This window comes from Candidatus Mycobacterium wuenschmannii, assembly GCF_030252325.1.
Taxonomy (GTDB): Bacteria; Actinomycetota; Actinomycetes; order Mycobacteriales; family Mycobacteriaceae; genus Mycobacterium; species Mycobacterium wuenschmannii.
In genome coordinates, this window is record NZ_CP126981.1 from 3,149,695 (window position 1) to 3,167,187 (window position 17,493).

At 65.5% G+C, this 17,493-nt stretch carries 18 protein-coding genes; 11 read left to right on the forward strand and 7 right to left on the reverse strand.

Annotation, left to right across the window (positions count from 1 at the left end):
* Nucleotides 1-14 precede the first annotated feature (14 nt).
* Genes PT015_RS15035 through PT015_RS15045 form a run of 3 tightly spaced genes read right to left on the reverse strand, consistent with a single transcriptional unit; the run spans nt 15 to nt 3,232 of the window.
* Nucleotides 15-806 (reverse strand): SDR family NAD(P)-dependent oxidoreductase, encoded by a 792-nt coding sequence (locus tag PT015_RS15035; RefSeq protein ID WP_285185454.1) that lies wholly within the window; start codon nt 804-806, stop codon nt 15-17.
* Between the two features lie 19 nt (nt 807-825).
* Nucleotides 826-1,602 carry a glucose 1-dehydrogenase gene (locus PT015_RS15040; protein WP_285185455.1) on the reverse strand — a complete coding sequence of 259 codons (777 nt, stop codon included), beginning with the start codon at nt 1,600-1,602 and terminating at the stop codon, nt 826-828.
* Nucleotides 1,592-3,232, reverse strand: a complete 1,641-nt coding sequence (locus tag PT015_RS15045) for a flavin-containing monooxygenase (RefSeq protein ID WP_285185456.1) — start codon at nt 3,230-3,232, stop codon at nt 1,592-1,594. The genes PT015_RS15040 and PT015_RS15045 overlap by 11 nt, the downstream gene beginning before the upstream one ends.
* 164 nt (nt 3,233-3,396) lie before the next feature.
* Between PT015_RS15045 and PT015_RS15050 the strand changes: the two genes are divergently transcribed.
* From PT015_RS15050 to PT015_RS15080, 7 genes are all read left to right on the forward strand, one after another.
* Complete coding sequence (locus tag PT015_RS15050; protein ID WP_285185457.1) at nt 3,397-4,581, forward strand: acyl-CoA dehydrogenase family protein; 1,185 nt, start codon at nt 3,397-3,399, stop codon at nt 4,579-4,581.
* 11 nt (nt 4,582-4,592) lie between these two features.
* A complete protein-coding gene (gene bphC / locus PT015_RS15055; RefSeq protein WP_285185459.1) occupies nt 4,593-5,501 on the forward strand; it encodes a biphenyl-2,3-diol 1,2-dioxygenase in 909 nt (302 codons plus the stop codon).
* Between the two features lie 4 nt (nt 5,502-5,505).
* Complete coding sequence (locus PT015_RS15060) at nt 5,506-6,969, forward strand: FAD-dependent oxidoreductase (RefSeq protein WP_285185460.1); 1,464 nt, start codon at nt 5,506-5,508, stop codon at nt 6,967-6,969.
* Nucleotides 6,970-7,072: 103 nt separating this feature from the next.
* Complete coding sequence (locus PT015_RS15065; protein WP_285185461.1) at nt 7,073-7,909, forward strand: IclR family transcriptional regulator; 837 nt, start codon at nt 7,073-7,075, stop codon at nt 7,907-7,909.
* Nucleotides 7,906-8,826: an alpha/beta hydrolase gene (locus tag PT015_RS15070; RefSeq protein WP_285185462.1), complete on the forward strand. Its 921-nt coding sequence runs from the start codon at nt 7,906-7,908 to the stop codon at nt 8,824-8,826. The genes PT015_RS15065 and PT015_RS15070 overlap by 4 nt, the downstream gene beginning before the upstream one ends.
* Nucleotides 8,827-8,829: 3 nt before the next feature.
* A complete protein-coding gene (locus PT015_RS15075; protein WP_285185463.1) occupies nt 8,830-9,177 on the forward strand; it encodes a hypothetical protein in 348 nt (115 codons plus the stop codon).
* A complete protein-coding gene (locus tag PT015_RS15080) occupies nt 9,170-9,793 on the forward strand; it encodes a Dabb family protein (RefSeq protein ID WP_285185464.1) in 624 nt (207 codons plus the stop codon). Before PT015_RS15075 ends, PT015_RS15080 begins: the two co-directional genes overlap by 8 nt.
* A 1-nt stretch (nt 9,794) precedes the next feature.
* Here the strand turns inward: PT015_RS15080 and PT015_RS15085 are convergent, their stop codons facing one another.
* A complete protein-coding gene (locus PT015_RS15085; RefSeq protein ID WP_285185465.1) occupies nt 9,795-10,682 on the reverse strand; it encodes an SDR family NAD(P)-dependent oxidoreductase in 888 nt (295 codons plus the stop codon).
* Nucleotides 10,679-12,565, reverse strand: coding sequence for a flavin-containing monooxygenase (locus tag PT015_RS15090; protein WP_285185466.1), 1,887 nt, complete (start codon nt 12,563-12,565; stop codon nt 10,679-10,681). Before PT015_RS15090 ends, PT015_RS15085 begins: the two co-directional genes overlap by 4 nt.
* A 101-nt stretch (nt 12,566-12,666) precedes the next feature.
* Here PT015_RS15090 and PT015_RS15095 point away from each other — a divergent pair, with 101 nt between their 5' ends.
* From PT015_RS15095 to PT015_RS15110, 4 genes are read left to right on the forward strand one after another with little or no spacing between them, the layout of a single operon-like run.
* The gene (locus PT015_RS15095) at nt 12,667-13,146 is read left to right on the forward strand and encodes a nuclear transport factor 2 family protein (RefSeq protein ID WP_285185467.1); all 480 of its coding nucleotides are present in this window, start codon (nt 12,667-12,669) and stop codon (nt 13,144-13,146) included.
* On the forward strand, nt 13,143-13,973 hold the full coding sequence (locus PT015_RS15100) for an SDR family NAD(P)-dependent oxidoreductase (RefSeq protein ID WP_285185468.1): 831 nt from the start codon (nt 13,143-13,145) through the stop codon (nt 13,971-13,973). Before PT015_RS15095 ends, PT015_RS15100 begins: the two co-directional genes overlap by 4 nt.
* On the forward strand, nt 13,970-14,947 hold the full coding sequence (locus PT015_RS15105) for an alpha/beta hydrolase (protein WP_285185470.1): 978 nt from the start codon (nt 13,970-13,972) through the stop codon (nt 14,945-14,947). Before PT015_RS15100 ends, PT015_RS15105 begins: the two co-directional genes overlap by 4 nt.
* A 47-nt stretch (nt 14,948-14,994) precedes the next feature.
* Nucleotides 14,995-16,071 (forward strand): hypothetical protein, encoded by a 1,077-nt coding sequence (locus PT015_RS15110; RefSeq protein ID WP_285185472.1) that lies wholly within the window; start codon nt 14,995-14,997, stop codon nt 16,069-16,071.
* On the opposite strand, the gene PT015_RS15115 is transcribed toward PT015_RS15110, so the two are convergent.
* The gene (locus PT015_RS15115; protein ID WP_285185474.1) at nt 16,068-16,370 is read right to left on the reverse strand and encodes a ferredoxin; all 303 of its coding nucleotides are present in this window, start codon (nt 16,368-16,370) and stop codon (nt 16,068-16,070) included. The genes PT015_RS15110 and PT015_RS15115 overlap by 4 nt on opposite strands.
* Nucleotides 16,367-17,488 (reverse strand): Rieske 2Fe-2S domain-containing protein, encoded by a 1,122-nt coding sequence (locus tag PT015_RS15120; RefSeq protein WP_285185475.1) that lies wholly within the window; start codon nt 17,486-17,488, stop codon nt 16,367-16,369. Before PT015_RS15120 ends, PT015_RS15115 begins: the two co-directional genes overlap by 4 nt.
* Between the last annotated feature and the right edge of the window lie 5 nt (nt 17,489-17,493).

Below are 17,493 nucleotides of genomic sequence, written 5' to 3' on the forward strand. Positions count from 1 at the left end.
GTCGCCGCCGCGCGTCACGCGTGGGTTCCGCCATCGATCCGGATCTCGGTGCCGGTGATGAACGCACCGTCATCGGACACCAGCATCGCGATGACGCCCGCGACCGCGGAAGGAGCCGCCATCCCGGCGCCGCTGGACAGCTCCGTGGTCGGCAGGATCGGCATCAGCCTGGTGAACAGATTCCAATCGGCATCCTGCGGGATGTATCCGCCAGTGGCATCGGTGATTCCGGACTTGATGCTTCCAGGACACACGCAAACCGCTCGCAGCCCTTTGCTCGCATACTCCAATGCCAAAGCGTGCGTGAATGATTGGACGCCACCCTTACTCGCGGCGTAGGCCGCCATATAAGGGTGCGCGAACTGGGCCGACGTCGAGCTGAAGTTGACGATCGCGCTGCGCGGCTTCTCCAGCAGGCTCGGCAGGGCTTCGCGGACGACGAGAAACGTTCCGGTCAGGTTGATTCCGATGATCTGGTTCCACAATGCCAGGTCCATCTGCTCGGTGTGGACGGCCCGCAGAATGCCCGCGGCGTTGACCACCGAATCCAGACCGTCCAGTGTCTCGACTGCCGAATGCACACCGTCGATGACAGAGCGTTCGTCGCTGATGTTCATCTCCAGCGCCGTCAGCCGCTCGCCGTTGCCGGCCTCCGCGGCCATAGCCCGGGTTTTCTCCAGGCCGTCGGCCGCGACATCGGCGCCGACGACCTTGGCACCCTCGTCGAGCAGGCGTAGCGCGGTTGCCTGCCCGATTCCCGAAGCCGCGCCGGTCACCAGAATCCGGTTGCCATCGAGACGTTTCATCTGCGCGCTCCTGTCTGACTCACTGTCCCATAACGTATTTCATGGTCGGCCCGGTCGTCCATCCCCCGTCTACCGCGATCTCCGCGCCGGTGACGTAGGCGGCGTCGTCGGACAGCAGGTAGCCGATGGCGCCGGCGATGTCGCCCGGTTCGGCGATTCGCCCCATCGGGGTGTTGGGATAATTGCCTTCGCCGGGCTGGACTCCGATGTCAACGGTCATCGGGGTGTACACCATGCCGGGGTGCACGGAGTTGACCCGGATGCGGTCCGGCGCCAATTCGACCGCGGCGATCTTCGACAACCCGCGCACGCCCCATTTCGACGCGCCGTAACCGGCGGTGAACGCGAGGCCGAACATGCCCGCGGCGGAGGAGATGTTGACGACGGACCCCCCACCGGCCGCGCGCATCGGCTTGATCGCCGCCTGCAGGCCGTTGAACACGCCCGCGAGGTTGATGTCCACCACCTTCCGGAAGTGTTCCAGCGGTTCGTATTCGAGCAACTGCCCGGTCGAGACACCGGCGTTGTTGACCAAACCGGTCAGCGAACCGAACTCGTCGAGGGTGAATTGCACTGCCGCCGACCATTGCTCGGGATCGGTGACGTCCAAGTGGATATAGCGGGCGTGATCACCGAGTTCCCCGACGAGCTTGTCCCCCTCGGCGTCGAGCAGATCGGCCAGCACCACGCTGCCGCCGCGGTCGACCACCAGCCGCCCGAACGCCGTGCCGAGTCCGCCCGCACCGCCACTGACGAGGACCACCTTGCCGGCGAGGGGGCCTGAATCACTCTGCATCACAATCACTTTCTGCCGAGCCGGCACCGGACTTCGACAGGGTGAATCCCTTGTAACCGGCGTCGGCGACCTCGGCGCAGATATCGTTGTAGGCGGCAAATCCGCCGATGAACAGCATGAATACTCGTGGCTTGCCGGGGACGTTCGCGCCCACGTACCAGGAGTCGGCTTTGGTGAACAGCGACTCGTCGGCACGGCGGGCCAATTCCACAGCCCAACCGTCCACCGCGTCGGCGGTCGGTTCGATCGTGGCGTAGCCGTGGTCGTCGAGGTAGCCGATCGCTCGCGCGATCCAGTTCACCTGCGCCTCGGCATGGAGCACCATGTTGGCCAGCACCGCTGGTGCGCCGGGCCCGGAGATCATGAACAGGTTGGGGAATTCGTCAACGCCCAGCCCGAGGTATGTGCGCGGCCCGTGCGCCCAATCGTTGCGCAGGGCGGCTCCCCCGCGGCCGATGACGTCGATCTGTGCCAGCGCCCCGGTCATCGCGTCGAAACCCGTTGCGAAGACAATGGAATCGAGGTCGTAGTGGGCCTTGGAGGTGCGGATGCCGGTGGCGTCAACCGACTCGATTGGGGTAGCGCGCACGCTGACGAGACAAACGTTGGGCCGGTTGAAGGTTTGAAAGTAGTTGCTGTCGGTGCAGATTCGCTTGGTGCCGATCGGATGATCGGTGGGGATGAGTAGATCGGCGAGTGTCGGGTCGTCGACGACGGCGCGGATCTTCTCTTCGTAGAATTTTCGCGCCTCGTCGTTGGCCGCCAGATCGGTCAGTTGGTCGGGGAAGGTCTTGGAATACAGCACACCGCCGAGCTGCCAACGCTTTTCGAAGGCAGCGCGGCGTTCCTGCGGCTCGTACTCGAGAGTCGGTCGGCTGGCGGGGATGTGCGGCGAACCACCGCCGCTGCGCCACGACAGCCGTCGCCGCTGCTCGTAGGTCGCCTTGATCTCGTCCAGGTCGTCCGCGGACAGCGGCCGGTTGCCGGCCGGGACGCTGAAGTTGGCGGTGCGTTGGAATACGTAGAGCTGTGCGGCCTGCTCGGCGATGATCGGAATCGATTGAATGCCAGACGATCCGGTGCCGATGACCGCGACTCGCTTGCCGGTGAAGTCGACGGGCTCGTGCGGCCAGTGCGCCGTGTGGAAAATCTCGCCGGTGAACTCCGCCAGGCCCGGGAAGTTCGGGGTCAGCGCCGCCGACAGCGATCCGGTCGCCATTACGCAGAAACGCGCGGTCAGCACGTCGCCCGCCGTGGTGGTCAGCGTCCAGCGCCCGGCCGATTCGTCGAACACCGCTGACACCACCCGTGCCTCGAACGCGATGTCGCGGCGCAGATCGAGCCTGTCGGCGACCCAATTCAGGTAACGCAGGATCTCGGCCTGGGTGGCGTATTTCTCCGTCCAGTCCCACTCCTGCTGGAGCTCCTCGGAGAATGAGTACGAGTAGTCGACGCTCTCCACGTCGCAACGGGCGCCCGGGTAGCGGTTGTAGTACCACGTGCCGCCGAGGTCCGGGGCGGCCTCCAGCACCTGGACTGTGAGCCCTTGACCGCGGAGCTTGTGCAGCGCGTACAGACCGGCGAACCCGGCGCCGACGACGACGGCGTCCAGTGGCGCATCAGTGGTCATGAGAACTCACTGTAGGGAAGGCGATGTGATGGCCACGGGGATTTCCCGGTGATCGGACACCGCGACTGATCGTCTAGGTTTTCCGCCCGCTCATCGGGATCGGCCACGGATGCGCCCTGTGCTGCGGTAGACCATGACTAGGCCTAGAACCGGAGGACGACATCATGAGCGAACGTGTACTCGACCGAGTGATGGACTTGGCCGACCAGATGCGCGATCAGGCCGACCAGGCCGAGCAGATCGGCAGACTCACCGACGACACCGTCAAGATGATGAAGTCGGCCGGTCACATCCGGCTGCTGCAGACCAAGCAGTATCAGGGCTTCGAAGCCCACCCCCGCGAGTTCGCGGAAACCACGATGGCTACCGCGGCGCTGGATCCGGCCGCCGGCTGGATCACCGGCGTGGTGGGCGTGCACCCCTACCAGCTCGCCTATGCCGACCCGAAGGTCGCTGCCGAGATCTGGGCCGACGACGTCGACACCTGGATGGCGTCGCCGTACGCCCCGCAGGGAGTGGCCCGGCCGGTCGACGGCGGCTACATCTTCAACGGGCGCTGGCAATTCAGCTCCGGCACCGACCATTGCGACTGGATCATCCTCGGCGCGATGCTCGGCGACGAGAAGGGCATCCCGATCATGCCGCCGCAGATGGTGCACATGATCCTGCCGCGCAAGGACTACGAGATCGTCGAGGACTCGTGGAATGTGGTGGGGCTGCGCGGAACCGGCTCCAAGGACGTCATCGTCAAAGACGCGTTCGTGCCGACCTACCGGACCATGGACGCGGCCAAGGTGATGGACGGCACCGCGCAGCGCGAGGCCGGTATGACCGAGCCGCTCTACCTGATGCCGTGGTCGACGATGTTCCCCCTCGGAATCTCCGCGGCGGCGATCGGCATCGCCGAGGGTGCGCTCGCCGCGCACCTGGACTACCAGCGGGCACGAGTCGGCGCGACCGGAACCGCGATCAAGGATGACCCGTACGTCATGTACGCGGTTGGCGAGGCCGCGGCCGACATCAACGCCGCCCGTCAGGAGTTGCTCGCCAACGCCGACCGCATCTACGACATGGTCGCCGCCGGCAAAGAGGTGTCGTTCGCCGACCGGGCGGCGGGCCGCCGCACTCAGGTCCGCGCCGTGTGGCGTGCCGTCTCAGCCGTCGACGAGATCTTCGCCCGGTCCGGCGGCAACGCGGCCCGGATGGACAAGCCGTTGCAGCGCTACTGGCGCGATGTCCACGTCGCGCAGATGCACGCCATTCATGTCCCGGGCACCACGTATCACGCGGCGGCGCTCAGTTCGCTGGGCGTGGAACCGCCGGAAGGCCCGCTGCGGGCGCTGATCTAGGAAGGCGAGCCGTGAGCGATCTGAAAAGCCTTGGCTACATCACCATTTCGACCAACGACATCGCCCGCTGGCGGCAGTTCGCCTTCGGCGTGCTCGGCTTCGCCGAAGGAAAGGGCCCCGATCCGTCGGCGCTGTATCTGCGGATGGACGAGCGCGCCGCGCGCATGATCATCGTGCCCGGCGACAGCGACCGGGTGCTGACCGTCGGCTGGGAAGTCCGCGATCATCCTGCGCTGCAACGGGTCAAGGCGGCCCTGGACGGCGCGGGCGTCCCGTTCAAGCAGCTGTCGACCGAGGACGCCGAGGCCCGTCGGGTCGAAGAGGTCATCGCCTTCGAAGACCCGGCCGGAACGACGCTCGAGGTGTTCCACGGCGCGGTGCTCGACCACAGTCCGGTGGTCACTCCGTTCGGGGCCACGTTCGTGACCGGCGATCAGGGCATGGGCCACGTCGTTCTCCCCGCGACAGATCCCAACGGCTTGTTCGACTTCTACACCGAGGTGCTGGGTTTCCGCTCCCGAGGCGCCTTCCGGGTGCCGCTGCCGAAGGAGTTCGGGCCGGTGCGGGTCCGCTTCCTCGGCATCAACGAGCGCCACCACAGCATGGCCATCGTGCCCGCCGCCCATCAACGCGATCCCCGCCTGGTCCACATCATGGTCGAGGTAGACACCCTCGACGCGGTCGGCCGTGCGCTGGATCGCGTCAACGCCGAGGGCTTCCAACTGTCGTCCACGCTCGGGCGGCACACCAACGACAAGATGGTGTCGTTCTACGTCCGCGCGCCCGGCGACTGGGACATCGAGTTCGGCACCGAGGGCATGCGGGTCGACGAAACCTTCTACACCGCAGAGGAAATCACCGCCGACAGTTACTGGGGCCATCAGTGGGTCGGCGAGATGCCCGCAGCCATGCGGATGTGACGCGGTGAGCAATCCGGACGTCACGCCGATCGCGGCGTCGTCGATCACATCCTGGGACCACGAGGCCGACGTGGTGGTCGCCGGCTACGGTGTCGCGGGCGCGGCAGCAGCGGTCGAGGCGGCCCGGTCCGGCGCCGACGTCCTAGTGCTGGAGCGCACCGGCTCCTGGGGTGGTGCGGCCTCGATGGCGGGTGGCTTCATCTATCTCGGCGGCGGCACCGCGCTCCAAACCGCCTGTGGATTCCACGATTCCGTCGATAACATGACGGCGTTCCTCAACGTCGCGATGGGGCCGGGCGCCGACGAGAACCGGATCGCCGATTACTGCGCCGGCAGCGTCGCGCACTTCGACTGGCTGGTCGGCTGCGGGGTGCCGTTCAAAGCCGAGTTCTTCGCCGAGCCCGGCTGGGAGCCGATGGGCGATCAGGGACTGATGTACAGCGGGGGCGAAAACTCCTACCCGTTCAATACGATTGCGACCCCGGCCCCGCGCGGGCACGTGCCGCAGATGCAGAACAAAAAGCAGGGCGAGGCCAGTGCGGGGTTCATGCTGATGAAGCCTCTGGTCGAAACCGCGACGGCGGCCGGGGCGCGGGCGCTGTACGACGTTCGCGTACAGGCCCTGATCGTCGAATCCAACGGCAGGGTGGTCGGTTTGCGCGCCCGCCAGTACGGCGCCGTGATGACGATCAAGGCCCGCACCGGGGTTGTCCTCGCCACCGGCAGCTTCGCCTACAACGACGAGATGGTGGCACGCTTCGCCCCGCGCATCGCCGGCCGTCCGGCCGCATCGATCGAGCAGCACGACGGGCAGGCCATCCGGATGGCGCAGGCGCTGGGCGCCGATCTGGCCCACATGGATGCCACCGAGGTCGCGATCTTCATCGACCCACAGCAACTGGTTCGCGGCATCCTGGTCAACGGCCGGGGCCAGCGCTACGTCGCCGAGGACACCTACCCCGGCCGGGTCGGGCAGCTCACGCTGTACCACCAGGACAACACCGCGTACCTGATCATCGACAGCGACGCGAACGACGAGGCGAACGCCTCCTGGTCGCCGAAATTGATGCTGCGCGAGGCGACCTGGGTGGCCGACACCATCGCCGACCTGGAGGGCGAAATCGGCCTGCCGACCGGGTCGCTGCAGGCAACTGTCGCGGCCTACAACGACGCCGCCGCCCGTGGCGAGGATCCGTTGCTGCACAAGAAGTCTCAATGGCTCAAGCCGATCGGCTCGCCGGTCGGCGCGATCGACCTGCGCGAGAACACCGGCGGGTTCACTCTGGGTGGACTGGCGACCACGCTGGACGCCGAGGTGCTGCACGTCAGCGGCGAACCCATTCCGGGACTGTTCGCCGCAGGACGTTCGACCGCCGGTCTGGCGGCGTGGGGCTACGCCAGCGGCATCTCGCTGGGCGACGGCAGTTTTTACGGGCGGCGCGCCGGCCGGTCTGCCGCCAAGGGCTGAGCTGCATCTTTTGTAAACCCTAGTGACAGCGGCCACACCCGTGTGCTAAGTCTATATGACTATTAGTCATATATCTCCCAGCTATACGAGGGTTGGAGAAGCGATGCCCGAGATCGTCAGCAGCAACGCCGCCGCTGAATCAGCCACCCCGAGCGCCATGATCGACCGCATCTCGCTGGTGCTCGACGCCTTCGATGGTCCGGGGCGCCTGACTCTCGCCCAACTTGTGCGCCGCACCGGCCTGCCCCGCTCGTCGGCGCATCGCATGCTTGAGCGCCTCGTGGAACTGCGCTGGCTGCGTCGCAGCGGACGTGATTACGAACTCGGCACGCGATTGGTCGAGTTGGGTTCGCTCGCCGTTCATCAAGACCGGCTGGTGCGTGCCGCGCGTCCGCTGATGGGTGAACTGCACAGGGCGACCGGCCTTGTCGCGCATCTGGCGATCCTCGATGGAGCCGATGTGGTCTACCTGGAGAAGGTCGGCGACCGGTTGGCGGCCGCGATCCCCACCCGGGTCGGCGGTCGCCAGCCCGCGCATTGCACCGCCGTCGGCAAGGCCCTTATGGCGTTCTGCGACGACCCGACCCCTGACCTCGATGCCCGCAAGACACGCTATTCGATATCCGCCAGATCCCAGCTTGCCGCCGAACTGTCCAAGGTCCGGGCACAGGGCGTCGCTTACGAGCGCGAGGAGTCACAGCTCGAATTCGGTTGCGTGGCAGCACCTATCGGCAACCCCGGCGAGGCCGTAGCCGCGGTCTCGGTCTGCGGCCCGATGAACCGCATGGCGTTCGACCAACGGCTGGCCGCGCCGGTCCGGATGACGGCAATGGGCATTTGGCGCAATGTCGAGGGTGGCCCGCAGCGGGTCGCGCCGACACTGCAGCCGTTGCGGCCACTGGCGCCTCGCCGTCACGCACCGATGCTGCAGTACGCGTGACACTCGACCCACAGCTCGAGCCGCTGATCGAGGCTCTCGACGCCGGATTCCCGCCGGTGCACACGATGACCGGGGCGCAAGCCCGCGCCACGATCAAGTCACGATTCGCGCGCCCGCTCGATCCCGAGCCAGTGGCCGAGGTGCGCGACGTCGTCGTGCCCGGCCCGGGCGGCGACATACCGGTGCGGATCTACCGCCCCTCCCACGACGCGAGCCTTCCGATCCTGATCTACGGGCATGGCGGCGGGTTCGTGTTCTGCGATCTGGACAGCCACGATGGACTGTGCCGCGACATCGCGAATCGCACTCCGGCCGTGATCATCTCGGTCGACTACCGGCTGGCTCCCGAGCATCCGTGGCCCGCCGCCGCCGAGGATTTTTACGCGGCCGCCCAATGGGCGGCAGACAATGCCGCGGATCTCGGGGGTGACGCGCAGCGCATCGTGCTGGGCGGCGACAGCGCCGGTGGGAACCTCGCTGCCGTCACCGCGGTGATGACGCGCGACCGCGGCGGGCACCCGATCGCCGCTCAGCTGCTGATCTACCCGGTGATCGCCGCGAACTTCGCTACCGAGTCATACCGGTTGTACGGCAAGGGTTTCTACAACCCGGAGCCGGCGATGCGTTGGTACTGGGACCAGTACGTGCCAGCCGTAGCCGATCGAAAGCACCCGTACGCCTCGCCGTTGCAGGCCGACCTGGCCGGGCTGCCGCCGGCGGTCGTCGTCATCGCCGGGCACGATCCTTTGCGCGACGAAGGTCTCATGTTCGCTGACGCACTCGACGCCGCGGGCGTCAGCACAGCGCGATGCGTGTTCGAGGGTGGTATCCACGGCTTCGTGACGATGCCGACGCTGGGCATCGCGCAGCAGGCCCGGCAGGAGTCCTGCCGTGAGTTGTCCCGGTTACTGGGCTGAGCCGTGACCGATCACCGAGTATTTGTCATCGACCGAATGGTCACCAAACCCGGGTGCGCCAGAACACTTGTGGACAGCTATCTTTCGCAGTATGCGCCTGGCGCCCGCGAGCGGGGCATGACATTGCGTGAGGTGTTGGTCAGCCCGCCGATCTGGTCAACGGGATTGTCCAACACGGTCACGATCACCTGGACGTTGCCCAGCGCGGAGGCCTGGTGGGAGATGACATGGAAGGGGCGTCCCGACCCCGCGTTGGGCGAATGGTGGTCGCGGATCGGCGAATTGCTCGTCGAGCGGACGCGGCAATTCGCAGCGGCCCCGGACGACGTCGACGAACTCTGCGATGTATAGCGTCACTCGCCTGCTCGACGTCGGCGCCGGTGCGCGCGATCGCGTCCTGGCCACGGCACGTTCGGCCGCCGCGGACACCGGCGCGCGGCTACGCCTGGTTGAGCCGACGCTTCCAGGGTCTCGCAATGGTGGCGACATACTCGTACACCTGAGATTCGGCACGGTTGACGGATGGCACAGCAGTGCAGCATCTTTCGACGCAGTGTTACGTGACCGAGACGTCACGCGCATCAACGGGGCAAGCTATCCAGGGACTGCGACGAACCGTGATGGCGGCACCATCTACCGGACGCTGCTGCTGCGGGTGCAGCCGAATGTCCACGCCGACGTCGTGGCACGTTTCGAAGACGACCTCCTGTCGATGACCCGCTACGTACCCGCGATCACGGCGTGGCAACTGAGCCGAGTCGATCACGCGATGGGCGATGCACAGTGGACGCACGTGTTCGAGCAGGAGTTCAGCGACGCCCGCGGCCTCAACAGGGCCTACCTGATGCACCCAATCCACTGGGCGGTGGTGGACCGCTGGTTCGACCCGGAGTGTCCCGAGGTGATCGTCCGAGACCGGTTGTGCCACAGCTTCTGTGCAGCGGTGCCGTCGACCGGACTGTTCTGAGTCACACGCCAGCGGCCAGCACATGGGGATTCGCATTCGCCGGCGGCGGCATCGGCTCCAGTACGGTGACGCCGTCGAGAGTGCGCACCGGTAACTGCTGTGACCACGGATAGTGCAGGCTGAACGCCACCAGGCCGGTGCGATCGCGGGCCGGACGATGGCACATCGCCAACACCGTCTCCGCCAGGTACTCCACCGGCTCAGTCGGAAAATCATCCGGAATCAGTTGCGCCGCACCGGGTGTACGGACAGCGGTCGAAGGGCCGACACAGTTGACCGCGATGTTGTCGTCGACCAATTCGGCGGCGACCCCTTGGGTGAAGCGGTGCAGTCCGGCTTTGCAGGACGCATAGACCACGTCGCCCGCGACCTTGTTGTAGTCACGGTAGGGCCGCACCGGGGCCACCCCGGTGACCGATCCGATGTTGACGATCCAGCCGCCGCCCTGTCGTTGCATGTGCGGTATCGCGGCTTGGGTGAGCGCGAACGGTGCCCGCAGGTAGTGCTCCACGGTCCGGTCGAAGGTCTCCATCGGCATCTCCGCCACCCGCGCGTAGTCGGCGAAACCGGCGTTGTTGACGAGGATGTCGATACGGCCCGTTCGATCCAGCACCGCGTCTATCAGCCTTTGACGGGCCTCGGCGTCCTCCAGGTCGGCGGCGAGCCCGAATGCTGAACCGCCGGCGGCGTCGATCAGGGTGACGGTCTCGTCGATCGTTCCGGGCAATGCCGTGGGTGCGCCGGCCCGGATCGACGGTGTAGGCTGGAGGGCGCGCGCCGTCACGGCGACCGTCGCACCTTCCGCCCCGAGTCGCTGGGCGATTGCCCGCCCGATGCCCCGGCTGCTGCCGGTCACCAAAGCTGTTCTGCCGTGCAGCAACTTGCTCATCGCAGGACGAAGTCTTCTTCGATCGGTGCACGATGCTGCTGCCAGATGTCGACCAGTCGATACGGTGTCGCCACCACCACTCTGCCCGACCCCGACCGGTAATAGGTGTGCGCGGTCGGCGTGTGGCACCACACGGTCCGGGCCATCGCCGTGTCGATCGCCGCCACGTAGTCCTGGTATGCCCGTCGCGTCACCTCGATGGTGGCCGCACCGCGCAACGCCATCAACTGCAGGCATTCGACGATGTAGTGCGCCAGCACCTCCATCGAAAAATTAGCTCCCGCACCGTGTCCCGGGCTGTAGTTCGGCGCCGACATGGTGAACAGGTTGGGGAAGCCAGGGACCGTGCCCCCGCGGTAGGCCCGCGGGCTGTCGCCCCACTCGTCCGTCAGCTTCTTCCCATCACGGCCACGAATGTCGATGGTGGACAGGAAGTCCAAGTGGTAACCGGTCGCGTAGACGATCACGTCGAGGTCGACCTCCCGACCATCCTGCGTGACAATGCCTTTCGCGTTGACCTCGGCCGGCTCGGCGGCTTCGACGTCGACATGATCGCGGGCAAGTGCCGCATAGTAGCCGCCGGGATCCCGGATGATCCGCTTGCCATAGGGCGCGAAGTCCGGCGTCACCTTCCTCGCCAACTCGGAATCCTTGCCGAATACCCGGTCGATGTAGTCCAGGCACATCTGCAGCAGTACATCGTTCGCAGGCGAAATGGACAGGTGGTCCTTGGCCCACTCCGGGTCCTGCAGGATGATCGGATAGTTGTTGTCCGCCGTGCCCCAGTAGGACTTCAGCCGATTCCAGTTCGCGTAGTGGGGCAGATGTCTCCCGAGATAGCGCTTGTGCGCAGGGACGACGTCGGTGAGGCGCTTGCGCGGCGCGACCCAATGCGGCTGGCGCTGAAACACCGTCAGATGACCCACCTGGTCGACGCAGGCGTCGACGATCTGCACCGCCGTGCATCCCGCTCCGATGATGCCGACCCTCTTCCCGGCGAGATCGAGCGAAGTGTCCCACCGTGCCGAGTGAATACTGATGCCCTCGAACGTGTCTCGTCCCTTGACTGCCGGCCAGCGTGGACGATTCAAGTAGCCGGCTGCGGTCACGACAGCGGCTGCGTAATCGGTGACGCGCCGGCCGTCGGCGTCGACCGAGCGAATCTCCCACCGCTTGCCGTCCTCGTCCCACCACAGTGCCTCGACCTCGGTCTGAAACCGAATGTGTTCGCGCAGCCGATGTTTGTCAGCGAGCGCCACCAGGTAGGCCTGGTACTCCGCACCCTGCGGGTAGTAGCTGGACCAATCCGCGTTCACCTCACGCGACAGCGAGTAGTACGCCGATGGGGTGTCGACACCGATACCGGGATAGACCGTGCTGTACCACGTTCCGCCCACCTCTGGGTTGCGGTCGAAGATCGTGTACCGCACCCCCGCGTCGGCCGCGGTTAGCGCGACGCTGATGCCGGCGATACCTGCACCGACGATCGCGAGGTCGACAGTGATCGGAGCCGTACGTGGAAGGACAGGCTGCGAAAGCTGAAAGCCACCCTGTTCGAGGAGCAGATCCACCTGCTCGTCGTCGACCGCCGAGCCCAGCGCGATCGGTAGCAGCCGCGTGAAGAACTCGCGGTCGCAGGCCTGGCCGGGGCCAGTGTGCGACACCTGCCCCAGCGCGTCGACGATTTGCGCGACCAGCGCAGCGGTCGTGTCGGCATCGGCGACGCCGGCCCGCTCGGGCGGGTCAGGGACGTGTGAAATCTTGTCGGCGTAGCGCTCGAGCACGCCCACGTCACCGGTCAACTGCGCCAGCACCGCAACAAGCACACCCGGGTCGGCCTGCCGCAGGTTGTCCCGCAGTTCGTCGACATTGGTCGGACCCATGGCGTCGAGTATCGAAACCCGAAGCTGCCGGGGACAGAGACTGTTCCACTCACCGGACACCTCGATCGCCGGCACGTTCGCACAAGGGTTGACTGACCGACATGACGAACGACATCACACTGTCGGACCTTCAAGAGTTCATCGCCGCCTTCTGGTACGCCTACGACGAGGCGCACTTCGAGGAACTCACCGCGAACCTTGCCGAGGACGTGCATTACGTCACGCGAAGCGACAGCGGCGCAAGTCCATTCGAGGAATTGATGTCACCCGAGATGCACGGTCGCGCGGCCGTGATGGAATGGATGACCGAGCACCGCCGGCAGAGCCCTTACCCGCTGCGGCACCACGCCACCAACATTCACCGCACCGGCCGGGACGGCCCGGCCACCACAGCCCGGTTCTACATCCTGGTCAACCAGATCGCCAATTTCGTGCCGTTTGCGGTGTCGAGTGGTGTGGTCGACGTCAGTGTTCGACGCGGGAGCTCAGGTTTGATGTTCACCGACATGGAAGTTGTTCTGGATACTCAGAATTCGGTGCTGTTATCTGAATTCACCGCCGACAGCGCCGCGGGGTCGTGAACGCGCGGGACAATTTTTTGGGCGGCATTGCCGTCGTCACCGGGGCTGGGGCCGGCGTCGGCGCCGGCATCGCGCGGTACGCGAGCGGGCTTGGCATGACGGTGGTGCTGGTCGATATCGATGGTGAGGCAATCGCCTCCGTTCGTGACGAGTTGTCCGCCGAGGGCGGCGCCGTGCATCTCGCGACCTGCGACGTGCGCGACGCGGACGCGATGCAGGACCTGGCGGAGCGCACTTACCACGAACTCGGCCCGGTGCGTCTGCTCGTCAACAACGCGGGGATCGAACAGTTTGGCTACCTCTGGGATACGCCGATCGCCAATTGGCAACGCGTGCTGGACATAAACGTCACTGGTGTGTTCAACGGGGTGCGCGCGTTCTTGCCGAGAATGATGGCCACCCGCGAACACGCTTGGGTGTGGAACCTGTCGTCGGTCGGCGGTGTGGTCGCCATCCCGTTGCAGGCCCCCTACATCATGAGCAAGCACGCGGTGCTGGCGCTGACCGAGTGTTTGCATCTGGATGTTCAGTCCGCAGGCCACGGCGAGCACATTCACGTCCAAGCCGTGCTACCCGGGGCCGTGGTATCCGACATCTTCGAGTCGGCCGGCGGAGTCGACGGCGGTGACGTCGCTGCGGCTGACGCACAGCGCACGGCGATGCTGTGCGTCAAGGCCGGGGCGATGGATCCGCTCGCTGCGGCCGCGACGCTGTTCGACCAGTCCGCGGCGGGCCAGTTCTACCTCTTGACGCAGGAGTCGGTGCGCACGGCGATGACTGAGCGCGCCAATACCCTTGCTGTACAACGTCCCCCGAGACTCCGGTGAGCATGCCACTGCTGGACGCGGACGCCGCCGCCCGGGTGGCGTCCTTCGGCAAGATCCCGCCGATGCGCCAGCGCGGGTTGACGTCGATCCGGTCCGCCATCGAGTCGGCGCCATTGCCCGACGGCATGCCTGCGATGGCAGGCATCGCCGACATCTCGATACCCGGGCCTGACGGCGCACTCGACCTACGGATCTACCGTCCGACAGACGAACCAGCCCAGCCGGGACTGGTCTACTTCCACGGCGGGGGCCTCGTAATGGGGTCCAACCACTCGTTCGAGCCGCTTGCCCGGGGTTTGGCCTCGGCCTCGGGTGCGACCGTCGTTGCCGTGGATTACCGGTTGGCGCCGGAGTTTCCGCCCCCTGCGCAATTCGACGACGCCTTCGCCGCGACGACCTGGGTGTCGCAGAACGCGAGTTCGCTGGACCTGGACCTGACACGACTGACGGTCGCCGGGGACAGCGCGGGAGGCGCGCTCGCCGCCGGCGTCGCGCTGGCTGCCCGCGATCGCGGAGGGCCGGCGCTGTGCGCTCAAGTGTTGCTGTACCCCGGGCTGGATCGCGACATGACCGCTCCGTCAATCGCCGCAATGCCTAACGCGCCCATGCTCGCTCGCGACGATATCGAGTACATGCACGGGCTCGTCGACGGCAGCGGCAGCCCTCCGCACGACCCGTATCTGGTTCCGGCGTACGCCGTCGACCTATCGGATCTACCGCCCGCGATCGTGGTGAGCGCGGAGTGCGATCCGATCCGCGATTGGGGCGAACGTTACGCGACCCGGCTCCGCGATGCCGGTGTGCTGACCACCGTCACCCGTTATCCGGGGATGTATCACGGGTTCTTGATGCGATCCGATGCGACTGCGCGCGGCAGACTCGCCTTGGCCGACGTCGGCGCGTTGCTGCGGGCACGGTTCACTCACCAATCGGGTGTCCCGGCCAGCGGACACCCCGGAGCCATCACTCGATGAGGTTGCGGACAATCACACCAACGCTGAACTGCCAGAGGGAGACTGCGATGCTGACCGACGAGCGGAGAATGCAGCTTTCGGATGTGCTCCGGCCGGCCGCGCCCCCGCGCGAGATCGACCAGGTCTACTCCGACGACCAACGTCAACGGCTACTCGAGGTGGTACACGCGGAGGGGCCCTGGAAGCTGATCATCGCCCAGCACTTCGCGTCGGCCGACGAGTTGATGGCGACGATGAGCGGCGTGTTCCCCGAAGGATTCGAACCATCGCTGGACATGTTCCTGACGCCCACATTCCGCGGCTACCTGGCCAATTACGGCGCGGTGCTCTACCCGCAATTACACGACTGCTTCTATAACGAGCGCTTCCTGCAGATGGCCAAGGACTACTGGAGCGCGGAGTACGCAAAGCCGCAACTGATGCTCTTCAACATCAACGGCCCGTGCGCGAATCGCGACCCGGGACACCTTGATTCGCCGAGCTTCCGCGGTGTACGTCATGAGAACGCACCGACCTGGCTGACCAGTGTGATGGGCAAGTCTGGGCTGTTCGGGGATTATTTGATCAAGATGGCCCAGGTCATCACATGGTTCTCACTGGACGGCGGCAGCGGGTTCACATTCTGGCCGGACGGACCGCTGAAAGCTCCCCAGCGAGTCCTACCGCCGATCAACAACCGCGGCGTTGTCGTGCAGAACGAGATGATGGTGCACCGAGGTGAGGCCAATGGCCCTCTCGAACAACAGATTCCGCCTCGACTCGACTTCGATACGGTGTTTGCTGGCGAACCCGGCGACAACGATCATTGGTTACTGAAGAACGGTAACGACGTGATCGCCCGTCACCACACGGACGAGCTTCGGTTTCTGGTGCACTGGTCTGCCGAGGTGTTCTCCGACCTCGACGAGTTGAAGAAGAACATGGAGGGTACTGACGATCTGACCGTCGAGAAGGCGATCGACATCATGGTCGATGACATCCGTTCCAAAGGAACAACACTCGATATCCCTAACGAGCCTCTGCACGATCCGGCCTTTATCGCAGCGCTCAACTCCGCTTACGACATCGGCGGTCCGTCGATCTACCCCGAAGAAGCGCCGATCAGCGCGTTCCAACTCGCCTAGGTTGCAACGTCTTCTACTGGTTTGGCTATGTCGTGGTCGACGACCGCCACTGCACCCCGCCGGACACCATCGACGATTGACTCGTTGAGGGCTCCGCAGGCCAGGAACACCCCGCGTTGTGAAAACGCGGCAGAGTTCGCTGGCCGACGCTCGAGACACCGTGCCACCGCGTCCGCATTCCACTGCACACTGGTTTGATTCCAACTGCTCTTGCGGACGAGAACCTCGCTCCCGCAACGCTCGCAGGCAACCGATTCCAGAGGGCAGTCGACAAGCCGATCGTCACCCAAATCGCTCATCGGGTAGCCATATTCGCCTCGACCACCTTCATCCATTCCTCCCGAGGGCTCGTGGTGTCGAGTTCGTGCTCGAACCGGTCGACCATGTCCGGCGTCACGTCGGCAATGTCGACGTAAAACTGCTCGTACCAGCGCCGCAACTGGTACACCGGTCCGTCCTCTTCACACAGCAGCGGATTGTCGATGCGCGCCTTGCTCTTCCAGATCTCAACGTCCTGCTCGAACCCCATCTTGACAAAGTCGCCGAGGGCCACAGCGGTCTGCACAGCCAAGTCCTCGGGCAGGGCAGCCGACTTCTTCACGATGATGCCGTAATGCAGCACAAAGGAATTGGCGTCGATGGGATAATGACAGTTGATCAACACCGTCTGGTGATCGGCCTCATCGTAATGATAGGTCAGGTCGTCGATCATGAATGATGGCCCGTAATAGGAGGCCACCGACGTGGTCCCCAGCATGCGGGCACCCTCGCTGTCACCGAGGTCGGGGCGACCCTGGCTGTTCATGTATTGGGTCGCCACATGCCCCTCGAAAATGTTCTTGAAGTGGGTGGGCAGCGAGCCGTGGACGTAGAAAAAGTGCGCCATGTCGACAACGTTGTCGACGACCTCCCGGCAGTTGGTGTGGACGGTCGTGGTGTACCAATGCCAGTCGGTCCACTCCTTGCTGGTCGCACCCTCAATGCGCGGAATTGTCACCGCGGCGGGCGGTGGTTTACCCTCCGGGTCGTTCCACACGAACAACATTCCGTCCTGCTGAAGGGTGGTCCAGCGCGCGGTTCGGGCCAACCGGGGTGCCCGCTTGCTGTAGGGCACGCGTTTGCAGCGACCGTCGCCGCCCCACCGCCAATCGTGGAACGGGCAAGCGATCTCGTCGCCCTTGACCTCGCCCCGGGTGAGATCGCCGCCCATGTGGCGGCAGTAGCCGTCGAGAATGTTGATCTTGCCGTCGCCGCCGCGGAAGACCACCAGCTTCTTCCCGAAAGCGTTGACGGCGTGCGGTTTACCGTCATCGAAATCCTTGACCAGACCCAGACAGTGCCAGCCCCGGGCGAATCGGGACGGCGCCTCTGCGGCGTGAATCTGACGGATCTCCTCGGTATTCGACTGCGACGTCATGCCCC

Coding starts and splice junctions, on each gene's coding strand:
- PT015_RS15035 (WP_285185454.1), bottom strand. CDS start 806: ATGAAACGTCTCGATGGCAACCGGATTCTGGTGACCGGCGCGGCTTCG.
- PT015_RS15040 (WP_285185455.1), bottom strand. CDS start 1,602: ATGCAGAGTGATTCAGGCCCCCTCGCCGGCAAGGTGGTCCTCGTCAGT.
- PT015_RS15045 (WP_285185456.1), bottom strand. CDS start 3,232: ATGACCACTGATGCGCCACTGGACGCCGTCGTCGTCGGCGCCGGGTTC.
- PT015_RS15050 (WP_285185457.1), top strand. CDS start 3,397: ATGAGCGAACGTGTACTCGACCGAGTGATGGACTTGGCCGACCAGATG.
- PT015_RS15065 (WP_285185461.1), top strand. CDS start 7,073: ATGCCCGAGATCGTCAGCAGCAACGCCGCCGCTGAATCAGCCACCCCG.
- PT015_RS15080 (WP_285185464.1), top strand. CDS start 9,170: ATGTATAGCGTCACTCGCCTGCTCGACGTCGGCGCCGGTGCGCGCGAT.
- PT015_RS15085 (WP_285185465.1), bottom strand. CDS start 10,682: ATGAGCAAGTTGCTGCACGGCAGAACAGCTTTGGTGACCGGCAGCAGC.
- PT015_RS15090 (WP_285185466.1), bottom strand. CDS start 12,565: ATGGGTCCGACCAATGTCGACGAACTGCGGGACAACCTGCGGCAGGCC.
- PT015_RS15095 (WP_285185467.1), top strand. CDS start 12,667: ATGACGAACGACATCACACTGTCGGACCTTCAAGAGTTCATCGCCGCC.
- PT015_RS15110 (WP_285185472.1), top strand. CDS start 14,995: ATGCTGACCGACGAGCGGAGAATGCAGCTTTCGGATGTGCTCCGGCCG.
- PT015_RS15115 (WP_285185474.1), bottom strand. CDS start 16,370: ATGAGCGATTTGGGTGACGATCGGCTTGTCGACTGCCCTCTGGAATCG.
- PT015_RS15120 (WP_285185475.1), bottom strand. CDS start 17,488: ATGACGTCGCAGTCGAATACCGAGGAGATCCGTCAGATTCACGCCGCA.